This is a genomic window from Paenibacillus taichungensis (assembly GCF_047302525.1).
Taxonomy (GTDB): Bacteria; Bacillota; Bacilli; order Paenibacillales; family Paenibacillaceae; genus Paenibacillus; species Paenibacillus taichungensis_B.
Genome location: NZ_CP168020.1, coordinates 988,498 through 1,003,413, shown reverse-complemented (window position 1 = coordinate 1,003,413; position 14,916 = coordinate 988,498). Strand labels below are relative to the sequence as shown.

Genomic DNA, 14,916 nt, shown 5'->3' with positions numbered 1-14,916 from the left:
ACATCCCGCAATGGTCTGGATATCCAGACTGCTGCGGGATGTTTGGCTTGATATATTTTTATAGCAGAACAAAGAAAAGAGTCCCGTGCTTACTTACCCATCGGTTTCAGATGACTTTTAACTAGAGCGCTGAACTCTTTCCTCTCTTCACTCGATTATTCAGCCGCTCCGGAATGGCAAAGAGCAGTACGTACATTAGGGAGAACATGACTAACGCCAGTACCTCTTCCCCAAGAATGTACAAGGGATAGGGGCCCAACATGTCGAGCACTGAAGGCGTATTCGGTTTGTGTCTCAGGAACATATAATTGGCGTCAAGCAGGACATCCACACCATATACGACCAACGCAGCCACGTTCACGAATATCATCGAACCCAACACAGATCTCCAGCTTGGACGAAGCTGTTCCACCCAAGTCATATAGAGCAACGCCAGAATAATACAAGCGTGAGCAGTAAAAAATTGAATGAAACGAAAATGTTCATAAGCATAACCGAGATTAGGAGTTACGATCGCCATCAAAGCTCCTGCTATTCCTGCGAACAGCAATGCAGAATGCAGTAATCGGCTGCGTGTCATTAATAGCAGCGCCGATAATAGCAGGGACAGACTGCATAACTCCAGCGGCAATGAAGTCTGTAGACTCCACACATCCCCATATACATACCAGAGCTGAAGCACAATCTCACAGCCGAACATGACACATGCCAAAGCGATCCGAAAGGTACGGCGTGTGTTGGATGAAAATGAGCGCAGCCAATTCCGAAATAGGAACATCAATATAACCAGTGCAGCAATCACACCGATCGCCCATAGGTGCGAAGTGGAAAACAGCATAAACGGTTCTGCATCATAAGGGTCTAGCCACTGAGGATAAGCCATGCGCCTCTTCTCTCCTTCTCATTACTCAAACACAGTTTATCTCTTTAATGTTAACTTTTTCATTTTGTCATTGAATGAGTGCACTGTCCAGATGGAATTCTAAATTAGGATTGTATTTTAAATATCTTTATGTTAAGATAAATTCAACAACAAAACAAACAAAAAGTTAGTAACTTTCTTAACGGAAAAAATATAAAAAAATAATTTAACCATCAGGAGGAATTTATAATGAAAATCAAAGGACTTCACCATGTATCTGCACTGACCGCACACGCCGCTGAAAATTATCGGTTCTACACCAACGTCATGGGATTGCGATTGATCAAAAAAACAGTCAATCAGGATGATGTTTCGGTCTATCACCTCTTCTATGGAGATGAAAAAGGAAATCCGGGTACCGAGCTTACCTTCTTTGAAATTCCAATGGCCGGGCAGACACGCGAAGGCGTGAACAGCATCTCAGCAACTTCACTTCGTGTTCCTAGCGATGCAGCCCTTACGTACTGGCTACAGCGTTTTGATGAATTCGATGTTCCTCATGGAGAAATCACCGAACGCGGAGGGCGCGCTACTCTCTCGTTTACGGACTTTGAAGGACAACGTCTGATTCTGGTTTCTGATGAGCACAATACAGGTGTTGCAGGGGGCAAACCTTGGGATCAAAGTCCTGTACCTGTCGAGTATGGCATTGTAGGCTTAGGTCCAGTCCATCTTACCGTTAAAGATGCCTCCCTTACTACTCCAGTTCTTACCGAACTGCTCGGCTTCCGTCAAAAAGGGACCTATCCTGCTTTTGTCGCAGGCCAACCCGATGTACTCGTCTTCGAATCTGGTGAAGGTGGGAGTGGCTCTGAGGTGCATGTCGAAGAACGTAATGACCTTACCCAAGAACGCCCTGGACGAGGCAGTGTGCACCATGTTGCCTTCCGGGTCGATAATGAAGAAGAGCTGAAACAATGGGTGGAACGGGTTCATAATTTCCGATTCCCGAACTCCGGTTTCGTAGACCGTTTCTACTTCCGCTCCCTGTACTTCCGTGAAGCCAATGGCATTCTGTTCGAGCTGGCAACCGATGGTCCCGGCTTCGACACGGATGAAGAACTGGCTTATCTTGGAGAGTCCCTGGCATTGCCTCCATTCCTTGAAGGTCGCCGTGCAGAGATTGAAGCGAATCTCAAACCGCTCGATACAGTAATTCGCTAACCTGATCATGCGTCCCAAAAGGACAAAAAAACGATTATCGCTATGCCAGTCGAAAACAACCGTCCGGCTAATCATAGGCGATAATCGTTTTTAATATCTCGGTTATTTTTTGGTTAAATATGAGGTCGTCAACGGAACAAACAGAGAGGAGCCTGGGGCCTCATCAACGATTTCAACAAAGATGAAATCCGTGTCTGCAACATCCACGTCTACCCCAATCAAACCGTCTTCAGGGGAAAGCGATACTGTCTTGAGCGTTGTATTGTTTTCGTCCATAATCTCAAGCTTCTGTGAACCGCCAAGAACAGCCAAATCGAGATGCAGCTTGGCATACTTTTTCTGGGTCATGACTTGGAAGCTCTTGCCTTGCTTGGCTGTGTCGGTATGCAGGTATACATCTTTGTAATCTTTGCCTTTATACGCCGTTTCGGCCGGATCCTTGGTATGCCAATCCGAGGTGCCCAAGGCTGCAGTTCCGAGCGAGCTTAATGTCAGCTTGCCAGTTTCCGATGGTGGTGCAGATACATTATTGCTGCCAATGTTAACGGATGATGTTGCGCTATCATACGTAATTTCTGTACCGAGCAGCGTGCCGACTGCACGCACTGGCAAATAGGTCGTTCCGTTATAAGTAATTGGCAATACCGTATTTCCATTGGCATCTTTGGCTGTTACCGTTGTCCCATTTAATTTCAGAGATATCTTGCTGTTCAAATACGCTTTGATCGGTTCCAGACCCGTTGCTGCAAGTGCCCCAGTGCCGATGCCGAGTGTTAGTGTACCCACCATTAAACCCAATACGACCTTCTTCTTCATGAATGATCCCTCCTAAAAGTATGAAATAGATGAGTTCCATCCTTTATACATTTAAACGACTAAAGTGTTTGTGTCAACCATTTCATGGTAAATCCTTGGAATAAAATTCGATTTTGGATAGCACAAAGTGAGGCTAAATGTACATCATTTTTTTCAGCCTCACCCGTTTCCCTCTGTCATTTCAGACCGTGGGGACATATTTTTTTATCATTTTTTCAGCAATTCCGCTCTTCTCTTAAATACTCGATTCAATCAAAAGATTCATAGTACTCATCTTCATACTCTTCCGTGCTGTATTCCAAGTTCACAGCCTGCCACTCGCCATCCTTATAGTCATAGGCAAAGTTCAGATCACCATCATATAAACCCATACCGTATGCACCGGATGCCGACACTACCAACTTGCCATTCTCCACACTGTAATAAACAACACCGCCGAACTTGAGCTGCTCGTTATACACTCCCTCGCTTGTGTCTTCCTCCATCAGGGAAGGTTCTGCATGAACACCATCAACGGTAACGTTGATCGTCACCTGACCTGGTGTAACACTGACTTTCGAGTTTACATGCTGCTTTACAATCTCATTCAGTGATTGCATCTTCATCTCTTCCAGCGTATCTGGATCGATAATATGCGCTTCACCCAGATAGATGCCTGTTCCATGACCGGCTGTAAACAACACAACAATCTCCTTCTTGCCATCTCCATTCAGATCCAGTTCGTGCACTTCGGGTTTGTAGGATCCGCCTTCTCCTTGCCATTTACTGAATTCACGTTTCTTGCCGTTCACTTCCAACACCATTCCGTTATATATATATCCTGAACCTTCAACTTTCATGGGGTATAGTCTTACATTCTCATTTTCCGGAGCAAGCGAAACGTACTCTCCCTTAACAGGAATCGATTCCTTCGTTGTAAACGCTGCTTCATTCATTGTTTCTATATTGGAGGCCACGACCGCTGAGGTCTGGCTGGATTGATCATCTATGTTAAGCTGTTTTTGCGATTCATTCATGGTTCTGGCAGACGAAGTTGTACTAATCGTCGCTACCGCCAAAATAATCATCAGCAGGATACCTGTCCAAGTTTTCAATATGCTGGGCTCCTTAATCTGTAGTGGAATACTACCATTATATCTTCATTTATCGCCCAAGCGTTGCGAATTTGTTAATGTTTCATAAAAAAATCTTTACATATTTCAGTTTCTACGAAAGAACGTTCGGCTTTAACCATAATAAGCAAAAAAACACCCCGGAGACAGCTCAAGGCTGCATCCGAAATGCTTTCGTTTTGTCCATTAATCGATCTGTTAACTGTCTCAGCTCTTCAGCCGAGGATGAAATCTCCTGCATGATTGCTGTCTCTTCATGTGCCGCATCCATAATCCGTCTCGCCTCATCCGAGAACGATCCGGCTTTCCCTTGGATCTTTTTCACATGACCATGCGTTTGTTCCACGCGGCTGGTCTGTTCCCCAATTTTGGATCCGATTTCATGAGCGCCCTTCATAAACACTTCTACCGTACCTGTAAGCTCCTGCAACGTCTGATCAACAGAGATCGTGCGCTCGGATTCATTCACAACGAGGCCATGCTGTTCATGAATCAGTTGAGCTGTATCTTTAATCCGCTGCTGTACGCGGCTGATCAGCTCATTAATCCGATGCACCGATTGTTTACTCTCATCTGCCAGCTTACGAATCTGCTGAGCCACCACAGCAAAGCCCGATCCCTCTTCTCCTGCACGTGCAGCCTCAATGGAAGCATTCAGGGCAAGCAACCCTGTTTCCTCTGCAATGTTTTTGACGGACTGAGTAATGGCTTCAATATCCGAGGCTTCCTTCTCGAGCAGCACCATGATGTCACGGGAACGATTGTGAGATTCCGTCAGCTCGTCCATTCCTTTCATCAAAGAAGAGAAGGTCTGCTTCGTATGATCTACCGAACGTTCCATCTGGCCGGACATCTCTGTCATACCGATCGACTGACTGTGCATACGCTGAAAATCGTTCAACATCTCATCCGCTGTAATCAACGACTGATGTGAAGTCGTCTTCTGCTCTTCCACACCCACAGCAATATGATCCACCGCATCAGACATCATCTCGATCTGCTCTGCTGCCTGAGCGATTGCTTCACTAAGCGACTGGGCATTCTGTGAGGTTGTACGTGTACTATCTGTAATATCGTTTACAATACTTCTTAAATTGAAAACCATTACGCGAAAAGCATCATATAATACAGTAATTTCATCCTGTGTTCGCCGCTCTGGAATCTCGGCCGTCAAATCCCCCGATGAGACTTGTTGTGCCGCACGGGACAAATGCACAATTGGACGAGTCAACCAACGAGAGGCAAACCAGCCCAGAATCGCGTTCCAGCACACGCCCATGATAAGTACGATAGAGATATACAACCAGCTTGGCATGGAGAACGAGAGCCAGTCCTGAAGGAAAAATATAAAAAAGCCGCTAGTTCCGTACGTAATCAGTGAAATCAGTACCAAACCTGCGACGGTTTTTGCGCCTAAAGTCCATTTCATATTCACACCTCATAGTCCTTTTTTCCTATTTTACCAATAGATAACCAAATTACATGTGATTTAGATCACTGAAAACGACAATTAACCCCCATCTTATTCTTCATGCATGACTTCTCCTCTAAGTGGAGCATAATTGATAAGACGAGTTTTGACTGACTTAACCTTTAATCTGCCAAGGTGATATCCTTAATTTAAATTATTTATCGGCAAGAAGGGTGAAATGATTTAGGTTGGCATCCATTTTGCTTAAATGATATACTGAGTGCGCTTCGGCATTGCCGGAGCTGACCTATTTTTGGATGCCACTGGAGGCGAACGAAATGTCTACAATGTCCACAAGGACGGAGAAAGATTTTATTGGAGAAAAAGAAATTCCTGCTTATGCTTATTACGGAATACAGACGGTTCGTGCTGTAGAGAACTTCCCGATCACCGGCGTTCCTGTACACCGGGAGCTGATTACGGCTCTGGCTGCGGTGAAAAAGGCTGCGGCAATCACGAATATGGAGCTGAAGATGCTGCCACGCAAAATTGGCGATGTCATCGTCATGGCTGCTGAAGAAATGATGAAAGGCCATCATCTAGATCATTTTATTGTTGACTCCATTCAGGGCGGTGCAGGCACCTCCATGAATATGAATATGAACGAAATTCTGGCCAATCGTGGACTGGAACTGTTATTGCAGAACAAGGGTGACTATTTCCACTGTAACCCGAATAACCATGTGAACATGTCCCAATCCACCAATGACGTGATCCCAACTGCACTGCGCATTGCTGCGTATCGGTTGTCTGAAACGTTGCTGGATACGATGAAGCGTCTGCAGGATGCGTTCCGCAAAAAAGAACAGGAATTTAACGATGTAGTCAAAGTAGGTCGGACACATCTTCAGGATGCTGTGCCTATTCGCCTTGGACAAGAGTTCGGTGCCTATGCGCGCGTTATCGGACGTGATATTGAGCGTCTCGAGTTCGCAAATCGTCGCCTGCTCACCATTAACTTGGGTGCGACGGCTGTAGGCACAGGTCTCAACGCGAAACCGGAATACATCGTCAAGGTCACGGAGCATCTGTCCGATGTGACAGGATTGAATTTGCAAACAGCCGAGGATCTTGTGGATGCCACACAGAATACGGATGCCTATCTGGAATTGTCGGCTGCACTGAAAGTATGTGCTGTCAGTCTGTCCAAAATCTGTAATGATATTCGTATGATGGCTTCCGGCCCACGTGCAGGATTCAATGAGCTGCGTCTTCCACCGCGTCAGCCAGGTTCGTCCATTATGCCGGGCAAAGTGAATCCGGTTATGGCGGAAGTGATCAATCAGGTATCCTTCCAGGTTATGGGGAATGACCATACGATCTGCATGGCCTGTGAAGCGGGTCAATTCGAATTGAACGTCATGGGCCCCGTTATTGCGTTCAACTTGCTGCAATCGCTGAAAATCATGAATAATGGTATCGACGTCTTTACTCGTTATGCTGTTGAAGAAATGGAAGCGAACCGTGAGCGTTGTGCATTGATCATGAAGCAGAGCTTTAGTGTAATTACAGCGCTCAATCCACATCTGGGCTATGATGTGGCAGCCTCCATTGTGAAGGAAGCGTTGAAGACCGGAAACACCTTACAGGAGATCATTCTGGAACGGGGTCTACTGACACCGGAAGAACTGGAAGAAATTTTGCATCCGGAGCAGATGACTACTCCTGGTATAGCAGGTGAACACTTCCTGCACAATATGGAACGGTAGTAAGCTGTTTAAGCTCAACTAATGAATATTTACATTGACATTCCGATGATAGAACAACCTTCCGATCGCTGTTAAATCGGAACAAGTAACCCCCGCAGACCGTTACCACGGCTCGCGGGGGTTACTTGTTTAGAATATATAATGAAGGCAAACGTCATTCATGCCCATCGCTTCCGTTCAAGTGAAGGCAATATCTGAAGTTCTTCCCTGTATTTCGCAACCGTTCTGCGGGAGATAACGATGCCTTCATTCGTGAGTAATGCCGCCAGTTGGCTATCCGAGTAGGGGCGTTCCGCGCGTTCAGAACGAATCAGCTCTTTCAATCTGAGCTTCACCGCCGGCGCAGAGGCCATTTCTCCGTTCGTTGTTTCCAGACCTGTTGCAAAAAAAGCCTTGAGTTCAAACACACCATGCGGTGTCTGAACATATTTCCCATTGACCGCACGGCTCACCGTCGACTCATGCATGCCGATGGCCTCGGCAATAATCGCCAGATTGAGCGGCTTCAAACCTGCAGGTCCTTCACGCAGAAAAGATTCCTGTTCGCTCATGATCGCCGCCAGAACACGCATCAGAGTTCGGCGACGCATGCGTACACTGCGAATGATCGCTCTCGCCTCTGCTGCCCGGCCTGACCAGACCTCATCTGCATCAATCTCCTTGATCCAGCGGCAACAAGCTTCGTTCAGGGATACCCGCGGCACGCCCGCTGAATTCAACCTTAGAGAAAGCTCATCATTTCTTATCTGCACAACGGCATCCGGAATAATATAATGTGCACGTTCCGTACACCCGATAGATCGGCAAGGTTTCGGGTCCAAACAAGCAATATAGTCATAGGCTGCCTGAGCCTGCTGTGACGAAATCCCCAGTCTTGTTCCTGCTCTGCCTGGGTGGAAACGAACCAACTCCTCCAGACCTTTCGCCACCATGTGCTCCGCATGCTGGTTAGCTAATGGATCACGCCTAATCTGAAGCAACAAGCATTCACGCAAGTTGCGTGCTCCCACACCTGCCGGGTCCAGCGACTGGAGAATGTCCAGGGCTGCTTCAGCCTCAGGCATCGATATTCCCCTTACCGATGCAACCTCAGTCAATTCCATCGGTAGATAGCCATCATCGTTGACACAACCAGCCAAATATACAGCTGTTGTCTCCATTGCAGGCGGAAGATTCTGCAACCGAAGCTGAGATATCAACAGATGTTCAAGTGTAGGTTCGGCGCCTTTCATCTGTAACAGCGGATCATAAGAGGAGAACCTCTCCTGATTTAATCGTCGGGGAAGACGGGTGCGCAGGGTAGAGGGCTCTTCTAGCTCAAGCACCGGATTTTCATCCGCGGCTTCCTGCAAATAACGAGCCAATTCCTGACCCGATAAGGTTAGCAGATGAATGGATTGCTTCATCTCCGGCGTAATGGATAATCGAATGCGCCCCTCCTGTACCAACTGAATTCCTAACATCCGTCTCCCCCCTTAAGTGCTGCTCAAGCAACTCCAGTAAACTGACGAACAAAGACTATTTCAGGAAATGATAGCATAAAAACCAAGCGATTGTCAGCGGGCCCAGACCCAATTTTTCAACTTAATATTTCTCCGATACCAACTTCGCTTGGGTGAACAGCAGCAAGTAATCTCTTCCCCCTGCCTTGGAATCCGTTCCCGACATGTTAAATCCGCCAAATGGATGCGTACCCACCAGTGCACCTGTGCATTTACGGTTAAAGTATAGATTCCCCGCAAAAAATTCCCGTCTGGCTTGTTCCAGATGTTCGCGATTGCGAGAGATCACCCCACCTGTCAGTCCATAATCGGTGTTATTGGCAATATGCAGTGCATCCTCGAAGGATTCTGCCTTGATAAAGGCCAACACCGGTCCAAAAATCTCTTCCTGTGAAATCCGCGCTTGCGGGTCCACATCAGCAATAATGGTCGGTTCAATGAAATAACCTGCCTCGTTCCCTGTACTACCACCGAGTACAAGGCGTCCTTCAGCCTTGCCTATTTCAATATATTCAGCGATCTTGGCATACGCCTTGTCATCGATAACCGGACCTACCTGATTTCCGACTTCAAGCGGACTGCCCATGCTCAATTGCTTGGTTCGTTCAATCACTTTTTGCAGTACTTCGTCATATACATCTTTATGAATAATGGCGCGGGAACACGCAGAGCACTTCTGTCCCGAGAAACCAAACGCGGAAGCCGTGATGGATTCCGCAGCCAATTCCAGATCACTGTCGCTATCTACAACAATTGAATCCTTGCCACCCATTTCAGCAATCACCCGTTTAATCCATTTCTGCCCCGGCGCGGTGCGTGCTGCACGTTCATTGATCCGCAGACCGACATCTCTGGAGCCTGTGAAGCTGATAAAGCGGGTGAGCGCATGGTCCACCAGATAATCGCCAACCTCACTGCCCGGTCCAGGCAAATAGTTCACTACGCCATCCGGCACACCCACTTCTGCAAGCAGCTCCATGAATTTGGCGGCAATAACCGGTGTTGTGCTAGCTGGCTTCAATACAACCGTGTTGCCAGATACCAATGCAGCAGAAGTCATGCCTGCCATAATCGCGAGTGGGAAGTTCCATGGCGGAATCACAATCCCCACACCAAGCGGAATATAACTCAATTCATTATCTTCGCCTGCAATTCTTGTGAGCGGCTGTGGTTCACTCAGACGCTGCATCTCACGGGCATAAAACTCCATAAAATCAATAGCTTCCGCTGTATCCGCATCCGCTTCTGGCCATGTTTTGCCTGCTTCGTACACCATCCAAGCGGAGAATTCATGCTTACGACGCCGCATGAGCGCCGCTGCTTTGTACAAATAACGGGCACGTTCATTCGGGTCCGTATGTTTCCAGGTGCGAAATGTTTCCGCAGCCGTTTGGATGGCCTGCTCGGCAAGCTCTTGATCGGCCTGATAGATCTTTCCGACGATCTGATTTTTGTAAGCAGGATTTACGGAGGATAACGTGCGGGCGCTTGTTATTTTTTGTCCCCCGATAATAATGGAGTATTCCTGGCCAAGTTCAGCCTCCACCTTGCGAAGTGCGTTCTCAAAAGCTTCCCGGTTGGCCGGGACTGCAAAGGATGTGAATGGTTCGTTAACAAAAGGGATATTCATGAATGATTTCCTCCTTCAGATGTGGGGGTTCGCTGGCTGTTTGCCTGAGTTGCCATGCATTTTACTCATCACCCAATATATGTAGCAAGATCCGTGCCAACTCCGGTTGAAGAGAGAATATTTTTAAAAATATAAATGTTTTCCTGCAAAATTACCGCCCGTTTTCTTCTATGCAGAACAACCTTGGCATGATTATTGCTTGATATCTTTGTTATAAAGAAACATGATCCATAAGGAGGAACCCCGATGAGTATCGGAACCGAAATGTACCGTAAAACGCTGCTGACCGTCGCAGGTAATAAAGCTGTGGAGAATCTCTCCATCAAATACGGCAAAAAGCTGGCTGGAAAGTTTATCGCAGGCAACACACTGGAAGAAGCTCTCGAAGAGATTCGGGTACTCAACAACAAAGGCATCATGGCTACACTGGATCATCTGGGCGAGGGCATTACCCATTTAAGAGAAGCCGCGTTGTATCGGGATGAGTATATACGTCTGGTGGAAGGCATTGCCCGTCAGGGTGCAGACTCCAATGTCTCGCTAAAACCAACCCAAATGGGACTCGCGCTGGACCCTGAGGAAGGTTATCGAAATATACGTGCGGTTGCCACCCAAGCGAAGCTGCATAATCTGTTCGTCCGGATCGATATGGAGGACAGCCCGTTTACCCAAGCGACTTTGGATATTGTGCGCCGTTTACACTCGGAGGGACTGGATAATACAGGTACGGTACTGCAAGCCTACTTGCATCGTACCGTGGAAGATACACGTGATATGATTCGGGAAGGAATCCGGCTGCGTCTGGTCAAAGGTGCTTACAAGGAACCTGCATCCGTAGCTTATCAGAACACTTCAGAAGTGATTGATCAATTCAAAACGATGATTCGCAATCATCTCGATCAGGGTGTATACACTGCGGTTGCTTCACATGATGACCACATTATCTCCTGGACCAAGCAATATGCGAAGGATCGGGGAATTTCCCCGGATGCATTTGAATTTCAAATGTTGTACGGCTTGCGCATGGGCGAACAGGAACGCCTGGCCAGAGAAGGATACCGCATTCGTTGTTACGTGCCCTATGGAACCATGTGGTACCCGTACTACACCCGCCGTCTGGCCGAGAAACCAGCAAATCTCTGGATGGTGGTCAAAAACATGTTCAGATAATTTCCCGGCTGGACTCCCTTATATAAAATACAACGATAAGAACAAAAACCATGCTGCCACTTTCTTTCAGGGCACATGGTTTTTTGTATATATAGCATTCCAGAGCATCCAACTTTTCTTCTCTTCGGCTCATCTCTTAATGTCTAAAAAATGAGCATCCCCAATTTAAAATGTCTATTTTTCTGGACACTACTTGATTAGCTGCTCAATTGTTGAATGAGAATGGAAGCATTCGCATTAATCTGTGTTCCGCCTGCCAGTGTTTGCAGATCAACAGCCGATGCACTGGAATGATTTCGTAATGTCAATACATCACCGGGAGCGGCGGTGATAATAATCATTCCTGGATTCGGTTGAGTGCCAGCTCCTGTGCCGTAGACACTACCACCTACAGGGGCTCCATTTTGATAAAGGGTGAATTGATTTGCCTGAACGCCTGTAACGATGAAAAACACTGCATAGTCCCCAGCATTACCAATATTAATTTCAGCCGTACCCGGTGTATGAGTAATATTGGTAAGGTTCTCGTTGCTGTCGAAGGTTATATCCGTTTCGGTAGCTACAGACTGAGCTGAGGTATTAAAGATATAGCCATATGACGACAAACCTTGCCCTGTTGCGCCAGTGGCGCCAGTGGCTCCTGTATCTCCTGTTGCACCCGTAACTCCGGTGTCTCCTGTTACTCCAGTGTCGCCTGTCGCTCCCGTAACTCCGGTGTTGCCTGTTACTCCCGTAACTCCAGTGTCGCCTGTCACTCCTGCTATCCCAGTTGCACCTGTTACTCCTGTGGCTCCCGTGGCCCCTGTTACGCCCACGATCCCCATAGTCTCACCCAGCAACTCCTGCGAAACCAATCGGTGAGCCGTCACCAACTCGCCTTCGGCATCTTTGCCCCAGACGGAAACTTGTGCTTCCGAAGCAGCCGTGTCAGTCATTGAAAATACAAACTCGAACGCGTCGAAATTCCCGCTATAATCTTTGGTTATGACCTGATTAGGCAACACATTGATCAGTTCTTCTACATATAACGTCCTAACCCCATCAAGGTAATATCCCAAAAGATGTATATTGAACACATCTGTCAAATTCCGGTTATCGATTTTGATCGTGACGAATTGAGTCGGCCGGGCACCCGTCATTCCTGAAATGTTATTTTCAATGGGACCCGTTGATAGAATGGCCATATCTTCACTCTCCTTTGATTTAATGCACTCATCCCTTTATGGCCTTCGTATAGCATTATTCAGAAGCTTCTCAATGGTGTGGACAATTCGTATACTGTATGAATAATCACTTCATTTGCACCGTAGCGGTTAAATGCAGCAATCAATCTCATGGGATTTGTAATAAAGCTCGTTAAAATTCAACGCTATAAATCAACATTTAAATGTCATGTTTAATAACAAAGATCACAATACAAATCCCAATTATCATTCCAGATTTAACAGTTATGCCTAAACTATAAATTTGAAAGCGCATTCTAAATTGAATAAATAAATACTGCTATCTTCTACAGCTGTGATATGTACGCTTCATGTCAAAAAATATATACACACTTCATTCTGAAAGCTATAATATGGATAATCAACATTTGCTCCAAATCAATTTCTTTTGCAGATAATTTGTAAGTCGTATTACAGGTGTAGTTCCCGAAAGTTATGCCCTAACTGAGGTGATATCGATGAAACATTTACTTCCAGAATTAATGACCTTATTACGTACAAATATGACTATCCTGGATTCGGACCTCTCCATGCCCGTCATCCCTTCAACCACTGGACTGGCCGACGCCATCCCCCTATTCGATACCAGTCCTTATCTGTTAGTTCAGGATGATGGACCTCTATTGGGCTATATCGCTGTATCCGATGTTCTGCAAGAAATGATGCATGCCCATCGGCTTATGGAAGCTTATTTCGAGACAACACTGGAAACGGCAGGCTCAGCTCTGACATTGATTAATGAAGAAGCAAAGGTCACCTACTGGACATCGGGTGCGGAGCATGTTTTTTCCATCAACAAAAAAGATATCATTGGGAAACCGGCAGCGGATTTCTTTCCCCCGGATCGCCTTCAATCGCTCAAAACGTTATATACAGGGGAAACCGTGTATCGAAAGCAGCACCAGCCAAGACCCGATCTATTCGCCCTGATTAATGCACGTCCAGTGCAACTCGATGGACGTATTGTAGGCGCGGTTGCCGCCGAAGTGGACATAACAACCGAAATCCGCCTGCATCAGGAGTTATTACATATGACATCCAAAGTCCAGCATCTGGAGAAAGCCGTTGCCCGTCTGCGCCCGGATTCCGATCCGTTCGCCAGAATCAAGGGCAGCAGCCCGGTGATCAATCAGTGTCTGGAGACTATTCGCAAGATCAGTACCACCTCAGCTACCGTGCTCATTCTTGGAGAGAGCGGAACGGGCAAGGAGCTATTCGCCAAAGCCATTCACGACCTGCGTGAACCGCAGACAGCGCCATTTATCGCCATTAACTGCGGAGCTATACCTGGTTCATTATTTGAGAGTGAGTTATTCGGTTACGAGAAGGGGGCATTTTCAGGGGCTGATCCCAAAGGAAAAAAAGGTAAAATCGAACTGGCCGAAGGCGGCACGCTCTTTTTGGATGAAATAGGTGAAATGCCGCTGGAGCTTCAAGTGAAACTACTGCGTGTATTGCAGGAGAAAAGTTACTTCCCTGTCGGTGGAACACGCATGAAACAGGCAGGCTGCCGGATTATCGCCGCAACCAATCAGAATCTGCTGGGCATGATTGCCCGCAATCAGTTTCGGGAAGATCTCTACTATCGACTGAATGTCATTAATCTCGTCATTCCTCCCCTGCGTATGCGCAAGGAAGATATTTACGAGTTGACACAGACCTTCCTGCAAGAGTTTTCCTTGCTCTATAATCGTCATATTGAACTAGTTCCTCCTGAGGTGTTCAAGCTGTTATTCCACTATGACTGGCCGGGGAACGTACGGGAATTAAGAAATGTGATTGAACGGATCACCATTCTCACCACAGATGGTGAGGTCAAGCCTGAATATCTCCCTGACACCTTCATTTCATCCATTGATCAGGAACAATCCATATTGCATGGGACGGTACAGCTTCATTCGCAGCCTGACCTGGAATCGGGCTCGTCTCCTCTCCCCGGGAGCACGGACACATCTGTTTCAACACATGTAGGAGAACAAGACGAGCCGGCGGATACTTCCACCCTATCCTATCAGGAGCAGTTGGACGCCCATGAGTCGGAACTCCTGCTGCAATATCTGAAAGCCGCCGGGGGAAACAAAAGAACGCTCGCCCGACAGCTCGGCATCTCCAGAGCAACCCTCTATAATCGCATGAAGAGGCTCGGTCTATGACCAGCCTCTTCTTGACGTTATAATGAATGATACAGAGAATTGTG

11 protein-coding genes are annotated in these 14,916 nt (G+C 46.9%); 4 read left to right on the top strand and 7 right to left on the bottom strand.

What is annotated here, in order from left to right:
• Nucleotides 1-121: 121 nt before the first annotated feature.
• On the bottom strand, nucleotides 122-883 hold the full coding sequence (locus ACDJ58_RS04470) for a TIGR02206 family membrane protein (protein WP_413375865.1): 762 nt from the start codon (nucleotides 881-883) through the stop codon (nucleotides 122-124).
• Nucleotides 884-1,111: 228 nt separating this feature from the next.
• Between ACDJ58_RS04470 and ACDJ58_RS04465 the strand changes: the two genes are divergently transcribed.
• The gene (locus tag ACDJ58_RS04465; RefSeq protein ID WP_413375863.1) at nucleotides 1,112-2,086 is read left to right on the top strand and encodes a ring-cleaving dioxygenase; all 975 of its coding nucleotides are present in this window, start codon (nucleotides 1,112-1,114) and stop codon (nucleotides 2,084-2,086) included.
• A gap of 102 nt (nucleotides 2,087-2,188) precedes the next feature.
• Here ACDJ58_RS04465 and ACDJ58_RS04460 read toward each other — a convergent pair whose 3' ends face one another.
• From ACDJ58_RS04460 to ACDJ58_RS04450, 3 genes are all read right to left on the bottom strand, one after another.
• Nucleotides 2,189-2,902 (bottom strand): stalk domain-containing protein, encoded by a 714-nt coding sequence (locus ACDJ58_RS04460; RefSeq protein ID WP_413375861.1) that lies wholly within the window; start codon nucleotides 2,900-2,902, stop codon nucleotides 2,189-2,191.
• Between the two features lie 248 nt (nucleotides 2,903-3,150).
• Complete coding sequence (locus tag ACDJ58_RS04455; protein ID WP_413375859.1) at nucleotides 3,151-3,996, bottom strand: hypothetical protein; 846 nt, start codon at nucleotides 3,994-3,996, stop codon at nucleotides 3,151-3,153.
• 169 nt (nucleotides 3,997-4,165) lie between these two features.
• Entirely contained in the window at nucleotides 4,166-5,443 is a 1,278-nt protein-coding gene (locus ACDJ58_RS04450) for a methyl-accepting chemotaxis protein (RefSeq protein ID WP_090953003.1), read from the bottom strand.
• 320 nt (nucleotides 5,444-5,763) lie between these two features.
• On the opposite strand from ACDJ58_RS04450, the gene ACDJ58_RS04445 reads away from it, so the two are divergent.
• Nucleotides 5,764-7,194 carry an aspartate ammonia-lyase gene (locus tag ACDJ58_RS04445; RefSeq protein WP_063564614.1) on the top strand — a complete coding sequence of 477 codons (1,431 nt, stop codon included), beginning with the start codon at nucleotides 5,764-5,766 and terminating at the stop codon, nucleotides 7,192-7,194.
• Between the two features lie 158 nt (nucleotides 7,195-7,352).
• On the opposite strand, the gene rpoN is transcribed toward ACDJ58_RS04445, so the two are convergent.
• Nucleotides 7,353-8,657 (bottom strand): RNA polymerase factor sigma-54, encoded by a 1,305-nt coding sequence (rpoN, locus tag ACDJ58_RS04440; RefSeq protein ID WP_413375856.1) that lies wholly within the window; start codon nucleotides 8,655-8,657, stop codon nucleotides 7,353-7,355.
• A 121-nt stretch (nucleotides 8,658-8,778) separates the two neighbouring features.
• Nucleotides 8,779-10,326 carry an L-glutamate gamma-semialdehyde dehydrogenase gene (pruA, locus tag ACDJ58_RS04435; protein ID WP_413375853.1) on the bottom strand — a complete coding sequence of 516 codons (1,548 nt, stop codon included), beginning with the start codon at nucleotides 10,324-10,326 and terminating at the stop codon, nucleotides 8,779-8,781.
• A gap of 246 nt (nucleotides 10,327-10,572) precedes the next feature.
• On the opposite strand from pruA, the gene ACDJ58_RS04430 reads away from it, so the two are divergent.
• On the top strand, nucleotides 10,573-11,496 hold the full coding sequence (locus ACDJ58_RS04430) for a proline dehydrogenase family protein (protein ID WP_063564617.1): 924 nt from the start codon (nucleotides 10,573-10,575) through the stop codon (nucleotides 11,494-11,496).
• Nucleotides 11,497-11,693: 197 nt separating this feature from the next.
• Here the strand turns inward: ACDJ58_RS04430 and ACDJ58_RS04425 are convergent, their stop codons facing one another.
• Complete coding sequence (locus tag ACDJ58_RS04425) at nucleotides 11,694-12,680, bottom strand: BclA C-terminal domain-containing protein (protein WP_413375851.1); 987 nt, start codon at nucleotides 12,678-12,680, stop codon at nucleotides 11,694-11,696.
• A 497-nt stretch (nucleotides 12,681-13,177) separates the two neighbouring features.
• Here ACDJ58_RS04425 and ACDJ58_RS04420 point away from each other — a divergent pair, with 497 nt between their 5' ends.
• Nucleotides 13,178-14,872 (top strand): sigma-54 interaction domain-containing protein, encoded by a 1,695-nt coding sequence (locus ACDJ58_RS04420; protein WP_413375849.1) that lies wholly within the window; start codon nucleotides 13,178-13,180, stop codon nucleotides 14,870-14,872.
• The last annotated feature ends 44 nt before the right edge of the window (nucleotides 14,873-14,916 follow it).

Excerpts from the sequence above, each read along its gene's own strand:
- ACDJ58_RS04470 (WP_413375865.1), bottom strand. The coding sequence starts at position 883 with ATGGCTTATCCTCAGTGGCTAGACCCTTATGATGCAGAACCGTTTATG.
- ACDJ58_RS04465 (WP_413375863.1), top strand. The coding sequence starts at position 1,112 with ATGAAAATCAAAGGACTTCACCATGTATCTGCACTGACCGCACACGCC.
- ACDJ58_RS04460 (WP_413375861.1), bottom strand. The coding sequence starts at position 2,902 with ATGAAGAAGAAGGTCGTATTGGGTTTAATGGTGGGTACACTAACACTC.
- ACDJ58_RS04450 (WP_090953003.1), bottom strand. The coding sequence starts at position 5,443 with ATGAAATGGACTTTAGGCGCAAAAACCGTCGCAGGTTTGGTACTGATT.
- ACDJ58_RS04445 (WP_063564614.1), top strand. The coding sequence starts at position 5,764 with ATGTCTACAATGTCCACAAGGACGGAGAAAGATTTTATTGGAGAAAAA.
- rpoN (WP_413375856.1), bottom strand. The coding sequence starts at position 8,657 with ATGTTAGGAATTCAGTTGGTACAGGAGGGGCGCATTCGATTATCCATT.
- pruA (WP_413375853.1), bottom strand. The coding sequence starts at position 10,326 with ATGAATATCCCTTTTGTTAACGAACCATTCACATCCTTTGCAGTCCCG.
- ACDJ58_RS04430 (WP_063564617.1), top strand. The coding sequence starts at position 10,573 with ATGAGTATCGGAACCGAAATGTACCGTAAAACGCTGCTGACCGTCGCA.
- ACDJ58_RS04425 (WP_413375851.1), bottom strand. The coding sequence starts at position 12,680 with ATGGCCATTCTATCAACGGGTCCCATTGAAAATAACATTTCAGGAATG.
- ACDJ58_RS04420 (WP_413375849.1), top strand. The coding sequence starts at position 13,178 with ATGAAACATTTACTTCCAGAATTAATGACCTTATTACGTACAAATATG.